This window comes from Gordonia sp. NPDC058843 (assembly GCF_042743165.1).
Lineage (GTDB): Bacteria > Actinomycetota > Actinomycetes > Mycobacteriales > Mycobacteriaceae > Gordonia.
Genome location: NZ_JBHYNC010000026.1, coordinates 22,955 through 41,753, shown reverse-complemented (window position 1 = coordinate 41,753; position 18,799 = coordinate 22,955). Strand labels below are relative to the sequence as shown.

General features: G+C 67.0%; 15 protein-coding genes. 6 read left to right on the top strand and 9 right to left on the bottom strand.

Annotated elements, in window-relative coordinates; translation table 11 throughout:
* Window positions 1-108 precede the first annotated feature (108 nt).
* The 4 genes from ribB to ACFW3F_RS16760 all read right to left on the bottom strand — a co-directional run bounded on the left by ribB (window position 109) and on the right by ACFW3F_RS16760 (window position 5,591).
* Complete coding sequence (gene ribB, locus ACFW3F_RS16775; RefSeq protein WP_388059282.1) at window positions 109-1,341, bottom strand: 3,4-dihydroxy-2-butanone-4-phosphate synthase; 1,233 nt, start codon at window positions 1,339-1,341, stop codon at window positions 109-111.
* A 169-nt stretch (window positions 1,342-1,510) separates the two neighbouring features.
* The gene (locus ACFW3F_RS16770; RefSeq protein WP_388059280.1) at window positions 1,511-2,581 is read right to left on the bottom strand and encodes an acyl-CoA dehydrogenase family protein; all 1,071 of its coding nucleotides are present in this window, start codon (window positions 2,579-2,581) and stop codon (window positions 1,511-1,513) included.
* Window positions 2,582-2,590: 9 nt separating this feature from the next.
* On the bottom strand, window positions 2,591-3,796 hold the full coding sequence (locus tag ACFW3F_RS16765; RefSeq protein ID WP_388059278.1) for an acyl-CoA dehydrogenase family protein: 1,206 nt from the start codon (window positions 3,794-3,796) through the stop codon (window positions 2,591-2,593).
* A gap of 118 nt (window positions 3,797-3,914) precedes the next feature.
* Window positions 3,915-5,591, bottom strand: a complete 1,677-nt coding sequence (locus ACFW3F_RS16760; RefSeq protein WP_388059276.1) for an AMP-binding protein — start codon at window positions 5,589-5,591, stop codon at window positions 3,915-3,917.
* A gap of 114 nt (window positions 5,592-5,705) precedes the next feature.
* Here ACFW3F_RS16760 and ACFW3F_RS16755 point away from each other — a divergent pair, with 114 nt between their 5' ends.
* The 3 genes from ACFW3F_RS16755 (at window position 5,706) to ACFW3F_RS16745 (ending at window position 9,146) form a co-directional block, all read left to right on the top strand.
* Window positions 5,706-7,025: an MFS transporter gene (locus ACFW3F_RS16755; RefSeq protein ID WP_388059274.1), complete on the top strand. Its 1,320-nt coding sequence runs from the start codon at window positions 5,706-5,708 to the stop codon at window positions 7,023-7,025.
* A gap of 135 nt (window positions 7,026-7,160) precedes the next feature.
* Window positions 7,161-8,114 (top strand): DUF808 domain-containing protein, encoded by a 954-nt coding sequence (locus tag ACFW3F_RS16750; RefSeq protein WP_388059272.1) that lies wholly within the window; start codon window positions 7,161-7,163, stop codon window positions 8,112-8,114.
* A gap of 249 nt (window positions 8,115-8,363) precedes the next feature.
* On the top strand, window positions 8,364-9,146 hold the full coding sequence (locus ACFW3F_RS16745) for a sulfite exporter TauE/SafE family protein (RefSeq protein WP_388059270.1): 783 nt from the start codon (window positions 8,364-8,366) through the stop codon (window positions 9,144-9,146).
* Between the two features lie 47 nt (window positions 9,147-9,193).
* Here ACFW3F_RS16745 and ACFW3F_RS16740 read toward each other — a convergent pair whose 3' ends face one another.
* From ACFW3F_RS16740 to ACFW3F_RS16720, 5 genes are all read right to left on the bottom strand, one after another.
* Complete coding sequence (locus tag ACFW3F_RS16740) at window positions 9,194-10,300, bottom strand: ABC transporter ATP-binding protein (RefSeq protein WP_388059268.1); 1,107 nt, start codon at window positions 10,298-10,300, stop codon at window positions 9,194-9,196.
* Between the two features lie 156 nt (window positions 10,301-10,456).
* The gene (locus ACFW3F_RS16735; RefSeq protein WP_388059266.1) at window positions 10,457-11,344 is read right to left on the bottom strand and encodes a carbohydrate ABC transporter permease; all 888 of its coding nucleotides are present in this window, start codon (window positions 11,342-11,344) and stop codon (window positions 10,457-10,459) included.
* The gene (locus ACFW3F_RS16730; RefSeq protein WP_388059264.1) at window positions 11,344-12,297 is read right to left on the bottom strand and encodes a carbohydrate ABC transporter permease; all 954 of its coding nucleotides are present in this window, start codon (window positions 12,295-12,297) and stop codon (window positions 11,344-11,346) included. The genes ACFW3F_RS16735 and ACFW3F_RS16730 overlap by 1 nt, the downstream gene beginning before the upstream one ends.
* Window positions 12,298-12,299: 2 nt before the next feature.
* On the bottom strand, window positions 12,300-13,658 hold the full coding sequence (locus ACFW3F_RS16725; protein ID WP_388059262.1) for an ABC transporter substrate-binding protein: 1,359 nt from the start codon (window positions 13,656-13,658) through the stop codon (window positions 12,300-12,302).
* Window positions 13,655-14,701, bottom strand: coding sequence for a sugar-binding transcriptional regulator (locus ACFW3F_RS16720; RefSeq protein WP_388059345.1), 1,047 nt, complete (start codon window positions 14,699-14,701; stop codon window positions 13,655-13,657). Before ACFW3F_RS16720 ends, ACFW3F_RS16725 begins: the two co-directional genes overlap by 4 nt.
* A 146-nt stretch (window positions 14,702-14,847) precedes the next feature.
* On the opposite strand from ACFW3F_RS16720, the gene ACFW3F_RS16715 reads away from it, so the two are divergent.
* From ACFW3F_RS16715 to xylB, 3 genes are read left to right on the top strand one after another with little or no spacing between them, the layout of a single operon-like run.
* Complete coding sequence (locus ACFW3F_RS16715) at window positions 14,848-15,906, top strand: NAD(P)-dependent alcohol dehydrogenase (protein WP_388059343.1); 1,059 nt, start codon at window positions 14,848-14,850, stop codon at window positions 15,904-15,906.
* The gene (locus ACFW3F_RS16710) at window positions 15,903-17,378 is read left to right on the top strand and encodes a mannitol dehydrogenase family protein (RefSeq protein WP_388059260.1); all 1,476 of its coding nucleotides are present in this window, start codon (window positions 15,903-15,905) and stop codon (window positions 17,376-17,378) included. The genes ACFW3F_RS16715 and ACFW3F_RS16710 overlap by 4 nt, the downstream gene beginning before the upstream one ends.
* Entirely contained in the window at window positions 17,375-18,790 is a 1,416-nt protein-coding gene (gene xylB / locus ACFW3F_RS16705) for a xylulokinase (protein ID WP_388059258.1), read from the top strand. Before ACFW3F_RS16710 ends, xylB begins: the two co-directional genes overlap by 4 nt.
* The last annotated feature ends 9 nt before the right edge of the window (window positions 18,791-18,799 follow it).

Genomic DNA, 18,799 nt, shown 5'->3' with positions numbered 1-18,799 from the left:
CACCGACCAATGAACCTCAACCCGACTGATGGACTTCGACCGAAGTCTGCCAGTCGGGTTGAGGTTCATTGGTCGGGAAGGGTCGCGCGTGGGGATCGACCGGACCAGCTACGACACACTCCCCATCAGATGTCCCAGCCGTTGCCGCTTCGCATCCAGGTAGCGGACGTTCGCCGGCATCACGCCGACGACGAGCGGTACCCGGGAGGTGACCTCGACACCGGCAGCGGCCAATCCGCGCACCTTGTCGGGATTGTTCGTCATCAGACGGGCACGCGTCACACCGAGGTCCGTGAGAATCGCTGCCGCGGCGCCGTACTCACGTGCATCCACCGGCTCGTCGAGCTCGAGGTTCGCCTCGACGGTGTCGAAACCCTGGTCCTGTAGTCGGTATGCCGCCAGCTTCTTGAGGAGCCCGATCCCCCGCCCCTCGTGGCCGCGCAGGTACACGACCACGCCTCCGTCGCGGCTGATCCGTTCGAGCGCCGCGTCGAGTTGAGGGCCGCATTCGCAGCGCTGCGACGCGAACGACTCTCCGGTCAGACATTCGGAATGAACCCGGGCCAGGACCGAACCGTCAACGGCTCCGGCTTCGCCCATGCCGTCGCTCACGAGGGCGATGTGCTCGGCACCGGTCTCGGTGTCGAGATACCCGATCGCGCGGAGCTCCCCTGTCGGAGTGGGTAAAACGGTCTCCGCGCCGCGCCGGACACGCGGCGCCGTGGTCCAGCGTCGCGCGTCATGGACACGTCGGTAGTTGGTGAGCTCCTCGATGGTCAGCACCGGCAGTCCCATGCGTGAACCCATGTCCGCCACTTGCGGATACCGCATCATCGAGCCGTCGTCGGCGACGAGTTCGGCGATGACCCCGACGGGCGCGATGTCGGCGAGCGCACACAGATCGACCGCAGCCTCGGTGTGGCCGGGGCGTTCGAGCACGCCCCCGGGCCGGGCTCGGAGGGGCAGGATGTGTCCCGGGCGGGTGAGATCACGTGGCCCGGTCGCCGCGGCCGCCAGTGTCCGCAGGGTCCGCGCGCGATCGGCGGCTGAGATCCCCGTCGAGACACCCTGCGCCGCATCGACGCTCACCGCGTATGCGGTGGCTTTCGGATCCTCGTTGTGGGTCACCATCGGCGGCAGTTCCAGCATGTCTGCTCGCTCGGAGGTCATCGGCGCGCACAGCAGCCCCGAGGTGTTGCGGACCGTCCACGCGGTCCACTCTGTGGTGACACGGTCGGCGGCCAGGATGACATCACCCTCGTTCTCGCGATCGGCGGCGTCCGTCACCAGGACCGGTCGTCCGGCGCGCAGGGCATCAACCGCGTTCTCGATGGCGTTCATCAGATCTCCTCCACGTGTGGCGATTACTGCACGCAATTCGACACCGTCGTCGTGTCGCCACGGAGACCCGCTCGTAGCACGCGAATTTCGCCGCTCGCCGACCCGACGTCCGCAGGTCAGCGAGTACGAGTCCGATGAATGCGCCGGACCGACACCGCTCCGCGGGCGATCACGGAGTCGTCACGCGTCCGGTCACCGCCCGCGCGACCGCGTCGACATGCACCTCGGTGTCCTGGAAGAGAAGCTGATCGGTCTTGGCCCTGCGGAAGTGGTGGTGCAACGGGTGCTCAAAGGTGAAGCCGATCCCGCCGTGGATCTGGATGGCCTCTTCCGCAGCGAACATCGCGGCACGCGAGGCCAGCACGCGAGCCGACGCGGCACGCTCCGCGAGTTCGGCATCGTCGAAGCGATCCGCGTCCGCCGCGGCGAGAACAGTGGCCTCGGCCAGCTCGGTGGCCACCAGCATGTCGACCAGACGGTGTTTGAGCGCTTGGAACGATCCGATCGTGCGGCCGAACTGCTGACGCGTCTTCGCGTAGTCGACCGTCATCTCGAGACATTGGCGGGCGATACCGACCTGTTCGGCGGCCAGCGCGATCATCAGCAGCGACCTCACCCGGCCCAGACGATCCTCGAGTCGAGAGTCCGACACGCGGACCGCCTCGGCACCGGCGAATTCCACCGACGCGAATTCTCTTGTGAGATCGAGGCTTTCCCGTACCTCGCGGCTGACGCCGGCAGCACCGCTGTCCACGACACCGAGTTCCACACCCGATGCGGTGTGCGCCACGACCACGAGCACATCAGCCGACGCGGCGTCGAGGACGACGTTCTGACGTCCATTCAGCAGGAGCGTGCCCGCCTCGGTGAGCTCGGCGTCGATCGACGATGATCCGATTGCGGAACCGCAGACGAGTGCCGCTCGCCGATCCCCGGACACGATGGCCGGGAGGTGGGCTCGCCGCCCCTCCTCGTCGGCGGCATGGAGGAGGGTGAGGCCGGCCATGATCACCGATGAGAGATACGGGGACGCACCGAGGCAGCGCCCATGGGCGACCATCACGACCGACGCGTCCTTCAACCCGTACCCGGCACCGCCCAGCTCCTCCGGAAACGGGATCTCGGTCAGCCCGAGTTCCCGGATCGACGGCCAGAGATCATGGGCGGGAGCATGATCCGACCACGCGTCGGTGAGAGCGGCCTGCAGATCGCGCTGCTCCACGGTGAGTTCGATGGGCATGTATGACTCCTAGCGGGGTTCGCGCGGCAGTCCGAGGCCGCGTTCGCCGATGATGTTCCGTTGGATTTCGTCCGAGCCGCCGGCAATGCGGTATCCGGGTGCGCCCAGCAGATGCTCTGACCATGCAAAGGTGTCGGATTCGCCGGTGTCGGCGATGATCCGGTCGCCGAGGAACGATGCGGCGGCGTCGCCTACTCGCTTCAGGTTCTGCGTCCACACGAGCTTGCCGATCGAACCCTCGACCCCCGGGACCGCGCCGGCGCGCTCACGTTCTGCGTACCGCGCCACCATGAGCGCCGCCGCGCGCTCGTAGATCGCAGCCTCGCCGAGACGTTGCCGGACCAGCGGATCGTCGGACAGTCCGAGACGGTCGACGAGGCGTGCGAGGTCGACGCTGTTGCCGCCGGCACTGACGATCCCGGCACTGGAGTTCCGCTCGAATCCGAGGGTGGTCAGTGCGACTTTCCACCCGTCGCCCTCTGCCCCGACCCGAAGGGAATCCGGTAGTTCGACGTCGGAGAGGAAGACCTCGTTGAACGTCGATCCGCCGGACATCTGCCGAATCGGCCGGACGTCGACGCCCGGTGCGTCCATCGGCACCATGAAGGCGGTCATGCCCTTGTGCTTCGGCGCCGAGCGGTCGGACCGCGCGATGAGCAGCCCCCACTCGGAGAATTGCGCACCGGAACTCCACACCTTCTGGCCGTTGATCTGCCAGGTGTCGCCGCTCCGAACGGCTTTCGTCGACAGTCCGGCCAGGTCCGACCCCGCCCCGGGTTCGGAGAACAGTTGGCAGCACAGCTCGTCGGCGCGCAGGAACGGACGGACGAACCGTTGCCGCTGCTCGTCGCTGCCCAGCGCATGGAGGGTAGGTGCAACCAATTCCACTGTCACCAGCACGTTCTCGTGCCGTTCGGGGGTCTGATAGCCGCGTTCGAGGTTCACGTAGACGCGCTCGTGACCTGCTGTCAGGCCCGGCCCACCCCACTCCGGACCCCAGGTGATCGCGCCGAAGCCCGCATCGACACGCCTTGCCTGCCACGCGCGTGCCTCGTCGATCAGCGCGCGTTCCTCGTCGTGCGTCCGATTGTGGAAGATGGCGTAGTTCGGCTCGTGCTCGTGAGCAGCGCGCGCCGGCAGCTCGGCGTCGAGCCAGGCCCGAGCCTGTTCCTCGTAGTCATCGAGCGTGGTCTCGCTCGGTACCGTGGTCGTCATCGTCGTTGTCCCTGTCCTGCTTGGTGTTGCTGTCCCACTCGGTGTCCCCGTCGTGCTGGGTGTTGCCGTCGTGCTGGGTGTTGCCATGAGGCTGGATGTTGCTGTCGTGCTGCGGTTGTCATCTCTCGTGCGAGGAGGAGATGGTCACGGCCTGCATCTGCGGCGGTGTGGTCGTGCGATCGCGCGTCCAGTCGCGGAGTGCGAACTTCTGGATCTTCCCGCTCGCCGTCTTCGGTAGGGTGTCGACGACGAAGATGCTCTCGGGGACCTTCTGCGTCGCAATCCCGCGCGCGGAGAGAAACTCTCGGACTTCCTCGAGGGTGAGGTCGACCGCGTCACGCGTGACGACGAATGCGCACCCGCGCTCGCCGGTACGCGGATCCGGCCCTGCGACGACCGCGATCTCGGCCACCGCGGGATGCTCACTCAGCTCGTTCTCGACGTCGTGGGTGCTGATCTTCTCGCCGGAGCGGTTGATGATGTCCTTGATCCGACCCACGATGTGGATCCCGCCCTCGGCGTCGAAGTAGGCGAGATCCCCGCTGCGGAAGAATCCCTCGGCGGTGAACGCCTCGTCGTTCAGCGACGCGTCGAGGTAGCCGAGGCAGGTGTCGGGTCCGCGCCACAACACCTCGCCGACGACGCCCACCGCGGCGCGGCTCCCGGCTCCGTCGGTCACGACGACCTCGGTCGGGGCCAGCACGCGCCCGTCGGTGCCGGTGCGCAGATACGGGTCGTCGGACCGGTTCGCCGACGTCACCGACGGCCCCTCGGTGGCTCCGTACATTCGGGTGACGGTGCCCAGGACCTCGGTCGCCCGGGTCACCAGTGAGTCCGGGATGTCGGCGCCCCCGCAGATGATGTATCGCACCGACGGTGTGCGCACGTTCCGTGCGGTGGCGGCCTCGAGCAGGCCCCGCAGGAACGGGGTCGCGAAGATCATGAAGCTGGCTTTCTCCTCGAGCACGCTGGCCAACGCGATCTCGGGGTCCCACACATCCTGCAACACCACCGGGGCGCCGAGCAGGAACGGCAGGGTCAGGGCGCAGTTCACCCCGGTCACATGCGTCACCGGCGACGGGTTGAACACGACGTCACGCTCGGTGAGTCCGAAGGTGTCGATCATCGAGCTGTTCTCGAAGACCAGGGTGTTGTGACTGTGCAACGCACCCTTGGGGTCCGCGGTCGTTCCCGAGGTGTAGAGCAGCAGACAGACGTCATCGGGATCGGCCGGAGGTAACGCGCGTACCGCCTCGATCATCTCCGGTGTCGTGGAGGCGACGAGGGACGCGAGATCGACGGCCCCGTCGCCGGGCGCCGCGGATCCGGTCGTGACCACGAGATCCAGGTCCGGAAGCCGCCGGCGCAGAGCCGCGAACATGGCCGCGTGGTCGAACCCCCGGTGTTGTCCGGGGACGATGGCGACCTTGGTGCGCGCCTGGCCGAGAATGAACCCGACCTCGCGCTCGCGGTAGATCGGCACGATCGGGTTCGCGACACCGCGGACGCGATGGATGGCGTGGAACACGATGACCGCATCGGCCGAGTTCGGCAGCTGGAACGACACCACGTCACCCGGGCGCACGCCACGGTCGTACAGAGCTGCGGCCAGACGCAGGGACTCGCGATCGACGTCGGCGAAGGTCAGCCGGCGCTCACCGTCGACGACCGCGACGGCGTCCGGGTACAGCTCGGCGGCGCGCTCGACGAAGTGGTCGACCGTCCGGTCGCGCCAGTGCCCCGCCGCCCGGTACTGCAGGGCGAGATCGGGATGTGGAGAGTGCGTGGGACGCATGGTGATTCCTCTGGAACTCTTGCCGATTGCTCGTGACGCGTTCTACAGTAACCCACGTCTCACTAAATATGTACATATTAGTGCTCACTTGGCACATCCTCAGAAAGAGACTTCATGGCAACCCAGGATCAACGGAGCCGGCGAGCGGTTGTCGCCGCCGGTGTCGGAACGGTCGTCGAGTACTACGACCTGACGGTGTACGCATACCTCGCGGTGGTGGTCAGCCCGCTGTTCTTCCCCAGCGACGACCCGACAGCGTCTCTCCTGTCGAGCCTCGCGGTGTTCGCGTCGGCGTACCTCATGCGCCCGATCGGCGGCATCTTCTTCGGGCGCCTCGGTGATCGTTTCGGACGCAAACGCGCCCTGCTGGTGTCGGTGATCCTGATGGGTGTCGGCACCACGCTCATGGCGCTGCTGCCCACGTACGCCGCGGTCGGAGTCCTCGCACCGATCCTGCTCGTCGTCGCCCGCTTGCTCCAGGGATTCTCGGCCGGCGGCGAACTCGGCGGTGCCCTGACCTACGTCTACGAGGTCGTCGGGCCGAAGCGCCGCGGCCTGGGCGGGTCGATCGTGGCGCTGGGATCCAACAGCGGGTTCGCGCTTGCCGCGATCGTCGTCGCGACGACGTCCGCGCTGACCTCGGAGGCCCAGATGGACAGTTGGGGTTGGCGAATCCCGTTCGTCGCCGGACTTCCCCTGCTCCTGCTCTGCCTCTGGTTGCGGACCCGCATCGAGGATTCTCCCGAGTTCACCAAGACCGCTGAGCGCCAGGAGCTTCCGAAAGCGCCGCTGCGAGAACTGTTGCGCAGCCATCCTGTTCAGGTCCTGCAGGTTCTCGGTCTGGGGATCGCGCAGAACGCGACCGGTTACATGGTGCTGACCTACATCGGCATCCACCTCGTCCGCGAGGGCGGCTACAGCCAGACGGCAGTGACCTGGACCGCCGCCGGCGTCATCGTGTTCGTCGCATCGTGTATGCCGGTCGCGGGACTGTTGGTGGACCGCTTCGGAAGCCGGCCCGTCCTGATCGCCGGCCTGCTGACGGCGGCCACTCTCGCCTACCCCGCCATGGCACTGATGACCGGACACGGCCTGGCGATCGCCGCCATCGCCTTCGCGGTCTTCGCACTGTGCACCCCGTTGATCCAGGTCGCCACCGCACCGCTGTTCCCGTCGCTGTTCGACACGAAGGTCCGTCTCACCGGTGTGGCGCTCGGCTTCAACCTGTCGACGGTGCTGGCCGGCGGCACCGCCGCTTACATCGCCACCTGGCTGATCGACCGCACGGGCAACTCGCTCGCACCCGCCTACTTCCTCATCGTGTCGAGCGCCATCGGCCTCCTCACGCTGATGACGATCCGGCGGAAGGTGCGCGGTCTCGGGAACTCCGACGACACCGCCGACGACGCGCTGGCCGCCCCCGTCCGTTCCTGAACCCTCCGCGCGGCGTCATCCGTCGCGCCACAACCGAATCCGGCGAAACGGACGTGGGCACCACCGCACTCGGTGGTCCGCGTCCGTTTCGGCATACTGTTCGAGAACTCACTTCCTCGAACCCCGGAGGTTCCCGTGGCCAGTGGTCTCGTCGCATTGCTCGATGACATCGTGACCCTCACTCGCGCCGCTGCCGCCTCTCTCGACGACATCGGGGCCGCAGCCGGCAAGGCCAGCGTCAAAGCGGCGGGCGTGGTGGTCGACGACACCGCCGTCACACCGCGCTACGTCCACGGATTCACCCCGGACCGCGAGCTCCCGATCGTGCGGAAGATCGCCATCGGATCGATCCGCAACAAGCTGCTCATCATCCTGCCCGTCGCCATGCTCCTGAGTCAGTTCCTTCCCGGAGCCCTCCCCTACCTGCTGATCGCCGGCGGTCTCTTCCTCTGCTTCGAGGGCGCCGAGAAGGTATGGGAGGCGGTCGGCGGCGGCCATCACGCGGAGGAACAGACAGCCGGTGAAGCCGGTCCCGAGTTCGAGAAGACCATGGTCAGCGGCGCGATCCGCACCGATCTGATCCTGTCCGCCGAGATCATGGTCATCTCGCTGTCGTCGGTCGAGTCCGAGCCCTTCTGGACCCGGCTCGCGGTGCTCGTGGTCGTCGCCTTCTTCATCACGGCACTCGTCTACGGGGTGGTGGCCGTCATCGTGAAGATGGACGACATCGGCCTATCGCTCGCCCAGCGTGAGTCGACCCTGCTGCAGAAGACCGGCCGCGGCCTGGTGCGCGCCATGCCCAAGATCATGTCGACACTGACGGTGGTCGGTATCGCGGCCATGCTCTGGGTGGGCGGCCACATCCTGATCGTCAACATCGGCGAAGCCGGCTTCCACTGGCCGGCGGACCGGCTCCACGACGTCGAGCACTGGTTCGGAGAACTCGTCCACGGCGGCTTCGGCAGCGTTCTCTCCTGGACGGCAGGCACCGTGCTCTCCGCCGTCGTCGGACTCTTGGTCGGCGCGGTCATCGTGGCGATCCTGCACGTCATCCCGCGTCGTAAGAAAGACGCCGCCCCCGCGCACTGATCCCACCTTCCCGTCGACCGGGCACCGAATCCCGTCGACCGTGCACCGAATCCCGTCGACCGTGCGCGGTCTACCGTCGACCGGGCACCGAATCCCGTCGACCGTGCGCCGTCTCCCGTCGACTGTGCGCCATTCCCTGCCGCTTGAGCCCGTTCTTCCGCCGGTTGAGCCCGTTCTTCTGCTGGTTGAGCCCCGTCGAAACCACCCCGGTGAAGCCGCCGCACTTCGCGGCGGGCACCCTCGGAGACTGTGACCACCTGGGAGCTAGTCGCGGTACTCGTCGCCGGCGTCGGGGCGGGAGCGATCAACGCGCTGGTCGGCAGCGGCACACTGATCACGTTCCCGACCCTTGTCGCATTCGGCGTTCCACCGGTGACCGCGACGATGTCCAACGCGATCGGCTTGGTGGCCGGCGGGGTATCCGGCACGTGGGGATACCGGCGCGAGCTCCAGGGACAGTGGCCGCGCCTTCGTTGGCAGATACCGGCGTCGTTCGTCGGCGCGATCGTCGGTTGCTGGCTTCTGCTCCACCTACCGGAGACAGTGTTCGAGACGGTGGTCCCCGTCTTGCTCGTCGCGGCGCTGATCCTGGTCGTCGCCCAGCCGTACATCCAGAAATGGGTCGGCCATCGCACTACATCCGACGGCGACCTCAGCCCGCAGCACCTCGGTCCGGGGCGGCTCGTCGCGATGACCGTCGGGACGTTCGCGGTCGGCGTCTACGGCGGCTACTTCACCGCCGCTCAGGGCATCCTGCTGATGGGAATTCTCGGGGTCGTCGTGCCCGACCATCTGCAACGGATGAACGCGGCAAAGAACCTTCTCTCCCTTGTCGTCAACGTCGTCGCGGCGGTCACCTACACGCTCGTCGCGTTCGACCGCATCGATTGGAGGGCGGCCGCAGCCATCGCGGTCGGCTCGCTCGTCGGCGGTTTCCTCGGCGCCCGGTACGGACGTCGCCTCTCACCGCGCGCTCTCCGCGCGGTGATCGTCGTCGTCGGGTTGATCGGCCTGTGGCGACTGCTCGCCTGATCGCGGGACATCTCGGATCCGACGACGCTTCCTGCGACCCCACGAGGTCAGTTGATGCGGTCTCCGCTGGACGGATCGAACAGGTGGACCGCACTGTCGGACTGGCGCAGGCGGATACCTTCCCCGCGCTTCGCCGGTGCGCGCTCGGCCGACCGCGCGACCATCACCATCGGATCGCCATCGAGGCTACGGACCGTGTCGTCGGCGAGGTTGGCGTAGATGTACGTTTCGCTACCGAGTTCCTCGAGGAGCGCGACGTCGGCGTTGAGTCCGACGCCGTCGTCGGACAGCGTCAGGTGCTCCGGGCGGATACCCACGACGACCGAGTCGAGCCCGGAACGCCGCAGGGCCGCCTGGGCTTCGGCGTCGATGTCCACGGCGGCACCCGACACGGTGACCACACCGTCGACAACCGGGGCGATGAACAGATTCATACCCGGTGAGCCGATGAAGCCGGCGACGAAGGAGTTGACGGGTCGGTCATACAGTTCCGTCGGTGTGGAGAACTGCTGCAGGACCCCGTTTTTCAGCACTGCGACGCGGTCACCCATCGTCATTGCTTCAACCTGGTCGTGCGTGACGTAAACCGTTGTCGTGCCGAGCCGCCGCTGGAGGGCGGCGATCTGGGTGCGGGTCTGTACGCGGAGTTTGGCGTCGAGGTTCGACAGCGGTTCGTCCATGCAGAAGACCTGGGGTTCGCGAACTATGGCGCGGCCCATTGCAACGCGCTGCCGTTGTCCGCCCGACAGTTTGGCGGGCTTGCGATCCAGGAAGTCGGTCAGATCCAGCAGCCGAGCCGCCTCGGCGACCTTCTGCTTGCGCTCCTCGGCCGGTACGCCGCGCATCTTGAGCGCGAAACCCATGTTCTCGCCGACGGTCTTGTTCGGGTACAGCGCGTAGTTCTGGAACACCATCGCGATGTCCCGGTCCTTCGGGGCGACGCCGACCATGTTGTCCCCGCCGATCCGGATCTGACCGGAATCGATCTCTTCGAGGCCGGCGAGCATCCGCAGGGCCGTCGACTTCCCGGACCCGGACGGGCCGACGAGGACCACGAATTCACCGTCGGCGATGTCCAGATCCAGTGAGTCGACGGCGAGCTTGTCCGCGCCGGGGTAGACGCAGCAGGCTTTGTCGTAGGTGATGGAAGCCATGATGTTTCTCCGGTCTCTCTCAGATGGTTTCGAGTCGATTGGGGTGGCCGGCGGTCACTTGATCGCGCCGCGCTGGGACCGATGCCGCGGTGCTCGACCGTGCGGTCACTTGATCGCGCCGCGCTGGGACCGATGCCGCGGCGCTCGACCGTGCGGTCACTTGATCGCGCCGAACGACAGGCCGCGGACGAGTTTGTTCTGGGCGATCCAGCCGCAGATGACGACGGGTAGCGCGGCTAGCACGGATGCCGCGGACAGCTGCGCCCAGTACAGCCCCTGCCCGGACATGAAGCCGGTCAGGAACACCGGCATCGTCTGCGCGTTGACTGCGGTCATGTTGACGGCGAAGAAGAACTCGTTCCACGAGAAGATCACGCAGATCAGCGCTGTCGCAGCGATTCCCGGCGAGATCAGCGGCAGGATCACCTCTCGCACCGACGTCCACAGACTCGCGCCGTCGATACTCGCGGCCTCCAGGAGTTCGCCGGGTACCTCGAGGAAGAACGAGCGCATCATCCACACTGCGATCGGCAGGTTCATCGCCGTGTAGAGGATGACGAGGGTCCAGATGTTGTCCAGCATCCCGATCTCGCCGACGATCACGTAGAGCGGGATGATCGCGGCGACGATCGGCAGCATCTTGGTGCTGATGAAGAAGAACAGCGCGTCTTTGGTCTTTCGCACCGGTCGCAGCGACAGCGCGAACGCGGCAGGCACGCCGAGCAGCAACACCAGGATCGTCGACACGATCGTCGCGAACACGGAGTTCAACAGTGGGGTGGCGATTCCCGCGTCGAAGACGTCACGGAACTGCTGCAGCGTCGGCTCGAAGAAGAAGGTCGGCGGATTGGTTGCCGCGTCGCTCTCCTGCTTGAACGCCGTGAGCACCATCCAGAGCACCGGGAAGAAGAACCCGATGGCCAGAATCCAGGTGAAGACGGTGAGTGCCGCCTGGCGTGGTTGTCGCCGACGACGGATCGCGCTGTCGGGCTTGTCGTCTGCGCTGCCCGCCGAAGTACGGTCGGAGCGAGTGTCGGTGGTCATCAGGCCGGCTCCTCTGTTCCGGAGAATGATTTGAAGATCAGTCGCAGGGCGAGGGTGGCGACGACGATCGTGCCGACCACGGTCACCACGCCCATCGCCGCGGCTTGGCCGATGTCGAAGCCGAGGAATGCGCGCTGGTAGATGTAGTAGGACAGGTTCGAGCTCGAGACACCCGGACCGCCGGCGGTCATCATGTACACCGCGTCGAACGTGTTCACGAGGTAGATGGCTCCGAGGACCGCGCCGAGTTCGATGAACCGGCGGAGGTGCGGCAGCGTCAGTTCCCGGAAGAGCCGGAAGCTGGTGGCGCCGTCGACGCGCGCCGCCTCTTGGATGTCACGGGGCATCGACTGCAGACCCGCGAGGATCAGCAGCATCATGAAAGGCGTCCACTGCCAGACGAGTTCGGCCATCACACTCATCAGCGGGAACTCCGACAGCCAGTCGGTCTCGATGCCGAACGGACTCAGGGCCCAGTTGACGAGGCCGTTGGTCGGCGACAGGAGGCTCGTCTTCCACAGCAACGCGGCCGCCACCGGGGTCACCAGGAACGGAGTGATGAGCAGGGTCCGCACCACCCCGCGGCCGAGGAACTTCCGGTCGAGCAGCAGCGCGAACATCAAACCGAGGAGCACCGAGATGAGGACGGTGCCCACGATCAAGAGGATCGTGTTGACCGTCACCCGCCAGAACTGGCTGTCGCCGAAGACGGCGATGTAGTTGTCGAGGCCGACGAACGCTCGCGAGTCCGGGCGTACCAGGTTCCACGACTGTGTGGAGTAGTACAGCGTGAACACGAACGGGATCTGTGTGACCACGATAAGGAAGATCAGCGCAGGGAGAAGCGGACCGCGACGGCGCCAACCCTCAGCACGCGTGATGTGATCACGCGAGGACATCAGCGGCGCCTTCGGCGCGGTGTCGGGTGGCGGGGTGGAGACTGCGGTGGCCATGATCACTGCTCCCTCTGATAGGACTTGCCGACGACCTGGGCGTACTCCTGCGCCTGCGCCAGAGCGTCGTCGACGCTGATCTGGCCGGCGATCGCCGCCGAGATCTGCTGACTCACCCGGGTTCCGAGATCCTGGAACTCCGGGATCGCGAGGAACTGCACACCGGTGTAGGGCACCGGTTCGAGGGTCGGCTTCAGTTGATTCGCGGCACGCATCGCGCTCAGCGTCTGCTCGGCGAACGGCGCGGCAAGCTCTTCGTACGCAGGCAGTTCATAGGTGGAGAGACGACTGCCGGGTGGAACATGACTGGGACCCAACGTCTCCGACACGTACTCGATATAGCTCTTGCTGGTCATCCATCGGATGAACTTCCACGCTTCGTCCTGGTGCTTGCTGCTGGTAGGGATGCCCAGCGCCCAGGTGTAGAGCCAGCCGTTGTCTCCTTTGGCCATACTCGGGGCGGGCAGATAGCCGACGTCACCCGCGATCGACGAGGTGTCCGGGCTCTCCAACACCGACACCGCGGATGTCGCGTCGTACCACATCGCGACCTGGCCCTGCGACAACAGATTTCCGCACTCCTGGAAACCAGATGACGCGGCACCTGCCTCGCCGTGGTTCCGGACGGTGTCGACGTAGAACTTCACCGCGGCGGCCACCTCGGGGCTGTCCAACTGCGCGTTCCAGTCCTCGTCGTACCAGCGTCCGCCGAAGGCGTTGATCACCGTGTTCAGCGGGGCGAGTACCTCTCCCCAGCCGGGCTTGCCGCGCAAGCAGATCCCCGCCGTACGCTCGTTGTCGAGTTTCGCCGCTGCTTCCGCGACCTGGGGCCACGTCGGTTGGGGCGGCAACGTCACCCCGGCCTCTGCGAAGAGCTTCTTGTTGTACATCAGGAACGACGACTCGCCGTAGAACGGCGCCGAGTACATCGACCCATCGTGCGACAGTGCGGTCTTCAGCGTCGGGATGAAGTCGTCGGCGTCGTACTCGGGATCGGCATCCATGTACGGGGTCAGGTTGACGAGCCATCCGTACTCGCCCCACATCGGGGTCTCGTAGTTGCTGATCATCACGACGTCGAACTCGCCGCCGCCGGTGGCCACCGATGCGGTGATCTTGGCGCGCGCCTCGTTCTCGGAGAGGGTCACGAACCGCACCGTGACCCCGGGATTCTGCTCCTCGAACTGCGTGGAGAGCTTCACCGCGTCCTGCATCTGCGAGTTGGAGACCATCGCAACGGTGATCTCGCGACCTCCGCCGCCGGTGAGCGAACCCGCGCCGGAGCAGCCGGTGAGCACCAGCGCCACGGTCGCGATCATCGCACCCAACGCCCATCGCACTCGGTGTCGAGAGAACGTCATTGTTCGCCTTTCTCTTGCATCACAAGCCATTCGGCGGTCTCCATGTCGGTGACGAGAATGGTGGCGTAACCACCACGCAGCGCACCGAGGATGGATTCGCGACGGTGTGCCCCACCGGACACGAGAATCGAAGTCGGGCAGGCCCGAACCGCGTCGAGCGACACCGAGACGGTGCGCTCGACGAGGCTGGAGGGCACCACGGCGCCGTTCGCGTCGTAGAAGCGTCCACCGATCTCCCCGACCGCGCCGAGGTCGAGCAGCTCGTCGAGGACGACCGCGTCGATGAACGAGCCCTCGAACAGGGTCGTCGATGTCGACACCGATCCGACGCCGAACAACATCACCTGCGCACCGCGAGCCGCCGAGAGCGCCTGCGAGAGAATCGAATCGCGGTTGACGGCAGTGACCGTCTCCGGGTCGACATAGAGGGGTGCGACCAGCCGCAGCGGTCGGGCATGGAGCCGTTCGGAGAAGCGAGAGAGCGCGTGGTCGACGCCGGTGTGGTACTCGACGGATGTCATCGAGCCGTCCATCTGTACGACCTGCTGACACGAGGTGGATGCAGCCATGGCGTCGGCAACGGCGACTTGTTCCGGCCCCCAGGTGAATCCGAAGGTGTCGGCCGGTTGAATCCGTCGGGTCAGGACCGACGCCCCCGCTCGACCGAGCGCAGCGTTGCCGGTGGTGGTGCCGTCGGCGACCTCGTCGATGACGAGCACCTCGTCGAGTCCGAGGGTCTCCTCGACTGCACGCTCCAGATCGGTGTGGATCGACGCCGACAGATGCGCCGGGGCTGATACCGACACCTGCACGAGACCTTGTGCCCGGGCGCGGGCGACGAGTCGTCCGGCCGTCGGGCGCGACACCCCCAAACGGCCCGCGATCTCGGCTTGGGTGAGTCCCTCGAGGTGATACATGGTCGCGGCTCGAACGAGCAGTCGCAGGTCCTGGCCGGAGTCGGTACCGCCGCGTGGCGCGGCCGCACGTGCCGGCACGACGGGCGTGTCGCCCTCCGCGCCGATCGCGGACTTTCGAGGTGCCATCCGAGCGTGCCCCTTCGCGTCATCGCCTTCGCTGCCATGCGTAGCGGTGAGCATCTGCTCACTGGCGGTCAATGTGCTCAATAAGCTAGCATCCGGGTGTGACCCACGCAACAACCGATCTCCGCATACCGCGTGTTCCGGACGCCATGCGCGCCGGCGTCCTGCATCCCGATCTGACCGTGACCACGGAAACCCGGAGGTCACCGGAGCCGGGGGCGGGTGACGTGACGGTGGCCGTCCGCGCGGTGGGCGTATGCGGCTCGGACACCCACTACCTCCGCCACGGGCGGATCGGTGAGTACGTGGTCCGAGATCCGATCGTCCTCGGCCATGAGGCAGCCGGGGTCATCGTCGCCGTCGGAGACGGCGTCGACCGGGCCCGGATCGGCGAGCGGGTGTCGATCGAGCCCCAGCGTCCCGACCCGACCACGCCGGAGAGCAAGCGCGGTGACTACCACCTGTGCCCCCGGATGCGGTTCTACGCGACGCCCCCCGTCGACGGCGCATTCGCCGAATTCGTCACCATCGGAGCCGATTTCGCGCACCCAGTGCCGCCCGAAATCTCCGACGACGCCGCCGCGCTGTTCGAACCCCTCTCGGTGGGCATCGCCGCCATGCGCAAGGCCGAGGTCGCAGCCGGTGGCTCCGTGCTGATCGCCGGCGCCGGACCGATCGGCCTGATGGTCGCCCAGGTCGCGCGGGCTTCCGGCCTCACACGCATCGTCGTGAGCGAGCCTGACGAGCAACGCCGCCTCCGCGCACGGGATTTCGGCGCCACGACGGTGATCACACCCGGCACAGAGATCGAACGGGTGGATGCGTTCGTGGACGCGAGCGGAGTCGCCGGCGCGGTCCGGGAGGGCTTGTCGCGGGTCCGCCCCGGCGGACGTGTGATCCTGGTCGGCATGGGCGCCGACACCATGGAACTCCCGATCTCGCTCATCCAGAATCGCGAGTTGGTCGTGACCGGGGTGTTCCGCTACGCCAACACGTGGCCGACCGCACTGGCCCTGGCCCGGACCGGAGCGGTGGATCTCGATGCCATGGTGACCGCGCGGTTCGGCCTCGACGAACTGACGGACGCACTCAACGCCGATCGCCTTCCCGGCAACATCAAAGCGGTGGTCTACCCGGCCATCTCGCGCTACGAGGGGGACACCGCCGTCGAGACCTCCACAACCCGTACGGAAGGAACCCGTCGATGAGCACCCCGCTGAACAACGAGACGCTGCCCCACCTCGTCGGGGTCGAGTTGCCCGGGTACGACCGCACCGTCATCACCCCCGGAATCGTGCATTTCGGCGTCGGCGCGTTCCATCGCGCGCACCAGGCGATGTACCTCGACCGCCTTCTCGCCGCCGACCCCTCGGCGAACGACTGGGGCATCTGCGGGGTCGGTGTCCGCACCGGCGACGCCGCGATGCGGGACGCCCTCGTGCCGCAGGACGGATTGTTCACGCTCACCCTCAAACACCCCGACGGCGCCGTGGAGACCGCGGTCATCGGCTCCATCGTCGAATACCTCTACGCTCCAGATGATTCCGAAGCAGTGCTCGAGCGACTGAGCGACCCCGCCACGCGGATCGTCTCGCTGACGGTGACCGAGGGCGGGTACAACTTCGCACCGTCGACCGGCGAGTTCGACGCCGCGAACCCGGACATCGTCGCCGACCTCGAGGCCAGTGCGCCGCCGCGCACCGTCTTCGGACTGGTGACCGAAGCGCTGGCTCGGCGCCGCGAACGCGGGACACCGTCGTTCACCGTGATGTCCTGCGACAACATCGAGGGCAACGGCCACATGGCCCGGTCGACCTTTCTCGCCTACGCCCGGTTGCGCGACCCGGAACTCGCGGCGTGGATCGAGGCCAACACACGCTTCCCGAACTCGATGGTCGATCGGATCACCCCGGCGACGCCGCCCGATCTGGCCGACGAGGTCGTGGACCGCACCGGCATCGTCGACAACTGGCCGGTGGTCGCCGAACCGTTCACCCAATGGGTACTCGAGGACGACTTCGCGATGGGGCGGCCGGCGCTGGAGAAGGTGGGGGTCCAGGTCGTCGACGACGTGACCCCCTACGAGCTGATGAAACTGCGCCTGCTCAACGCCGGCCACCAGGCGCTGTGCTACTTCGGTTATCTGCTCGGATACCGCTACGTCCACGACGCCGCATCCGACCCCGACATCCGTACTCTGCTGCGTCGCTACATGACCGAAGAGGGAGCGACCACACTCCGTCCCCTCCCCGGCGTGGACGTCGACACCTACATCGACACCCTGCTCGAGCGATTCGCGAACCCCGCGATCGCCGACACCATCGCCCGCCTCTGCCAGGACTCGTCCGACCGCATCCCGAAGTGGCTGGTGCCGGTCATCCGCGAGCGCCTCGAGCAGGATCAGCGAAGCGACCTGGCGGCCGCGGTCGTGGCGAGCTGGACCCGGTACGCCGAGGGCATCGACGAGGCAGGCGACCCGATCGACGTCGTCGATCCCCTCGCGGCCGACCTCGTTGCGCGAGCGCAGCGCTCACGGACCGATCCCCTGGCCTTCGTCGCCGATCCCGAACTGTTCGGCACTCTCGCGGAGGAGCCGTTGTTCACGGAACCGTACCTGTCCGCACTGGAGTCTCTGCGCAGCAAGGGCGCTCGTGCCACACTCGCCGGTCTGCTCGCATGACGACGCTGGTGGCCGGGATCGATTCCTCGACCCAGTCGTGCAAGGTCGTCGTATGCGACGCCACCACCGGACGGGTGGTGCGCACCGGACAGGCACCACATCCGCCCGGGACCGAGGTACACCCGGATCACTGGTGGGACGCACTGTGCTCGGCGGCGACCGCAGCCGGCGGGCTCGAGGACGTCGCGGCGGTGTCGGTGGCGGGCCAGCAACACGGCATGGTGTGTCTGGACGAGGGGGGCCACGTCGTCCGAGACGCGTTGCTGTGGAACGACACCCGCTCCGCGCCGAGCGCGACTGCCCTCGTCGCCGAACTCGGCGGCCCGCAATCCTGGGCACACTCGGTCGGTGTGGTGCCGGTGGCATCGATCACCGCGACCAAGCTCCGCTGGCTGGCGGACCACGAGCCCGAGCACGCCGACGCCACCGCGGCGGTCTGCCTGCCCCATGACTGGCTCACCTGGCGCCTGCGCGCGAGCACCGACATCGGTGAACTGATCACCGACCGAAGTGACGCCTCGGGAACCGGTTACTTCAGCGCAGCGGCTGGTGAGTACCGAGTCGATCTGCTGGAGAAAGCGTTTCGGGGTCGACGGCCGCTGCTCCCTCGCGTACTCGGCCCCGCAGAGCGGGCCGGGACCACCCCGTCGGGGGCCGTCGTGGGCGCGGGGGCCGGTGACAACGCCTCGGCCGCACTGGGATTGCATGCCGGACCCGGAGATGCTGTCGTGTCCCTCGGGACGTCGGGCGTGGTCAGTGCCGTCGGCGACGTGGCACCGAATGACCCGTCAGGTCTGGTGGCCGGGTTCGCTGACGCGACGGGCCGTCACCTGCCCCTTGTCTGCACGCTGAACGGCGCCCCTGTGCTGTCGGCGACCGCGACGATGCTCGGCGTGGACCTGGCCGAGTTCGCGCGACTGGCGATGTCGGCCGAGCCAGGCGCGGGTGGCGTCACGATGGTGCCGTACCTCGCCGGTGAGCGGTCACCGAACCTGCCGGAGGCGACCGGTACCCTGACGGGCCTGACAGCCACCAACTTCACGCCGGCCTCGATCGCCCGGGCCGCTGTGGAAGGGCTCGTGTCCTCGCTGGTCTACTGCCGCAATCAAATCGAGGGGCAGGGTATCAACGTCGACCGGGTATTGCTCACCGGCGGTGGAGCGAATTCTGCCGCGGTCCGCACGATCGCTCCGTGCTTGTTCGGTGGCGCGGTCGTCGTACCCGCCGACGGCGAACACGTTGCGCTCGGCGCGGCACGGCAAGCGGCCTGGGCGCTGACCGGCGAGCTCCCCGTCTGGGAGATCCCGACCCACACCCTCACCGGATCTCCCACCCCCGAGGTGTACGACCAGTATCGGGTCGCCTCGCTGATGATCGAATCCACGCAAATACGACCTGACTCGTCCGGCTGATACGCCGAA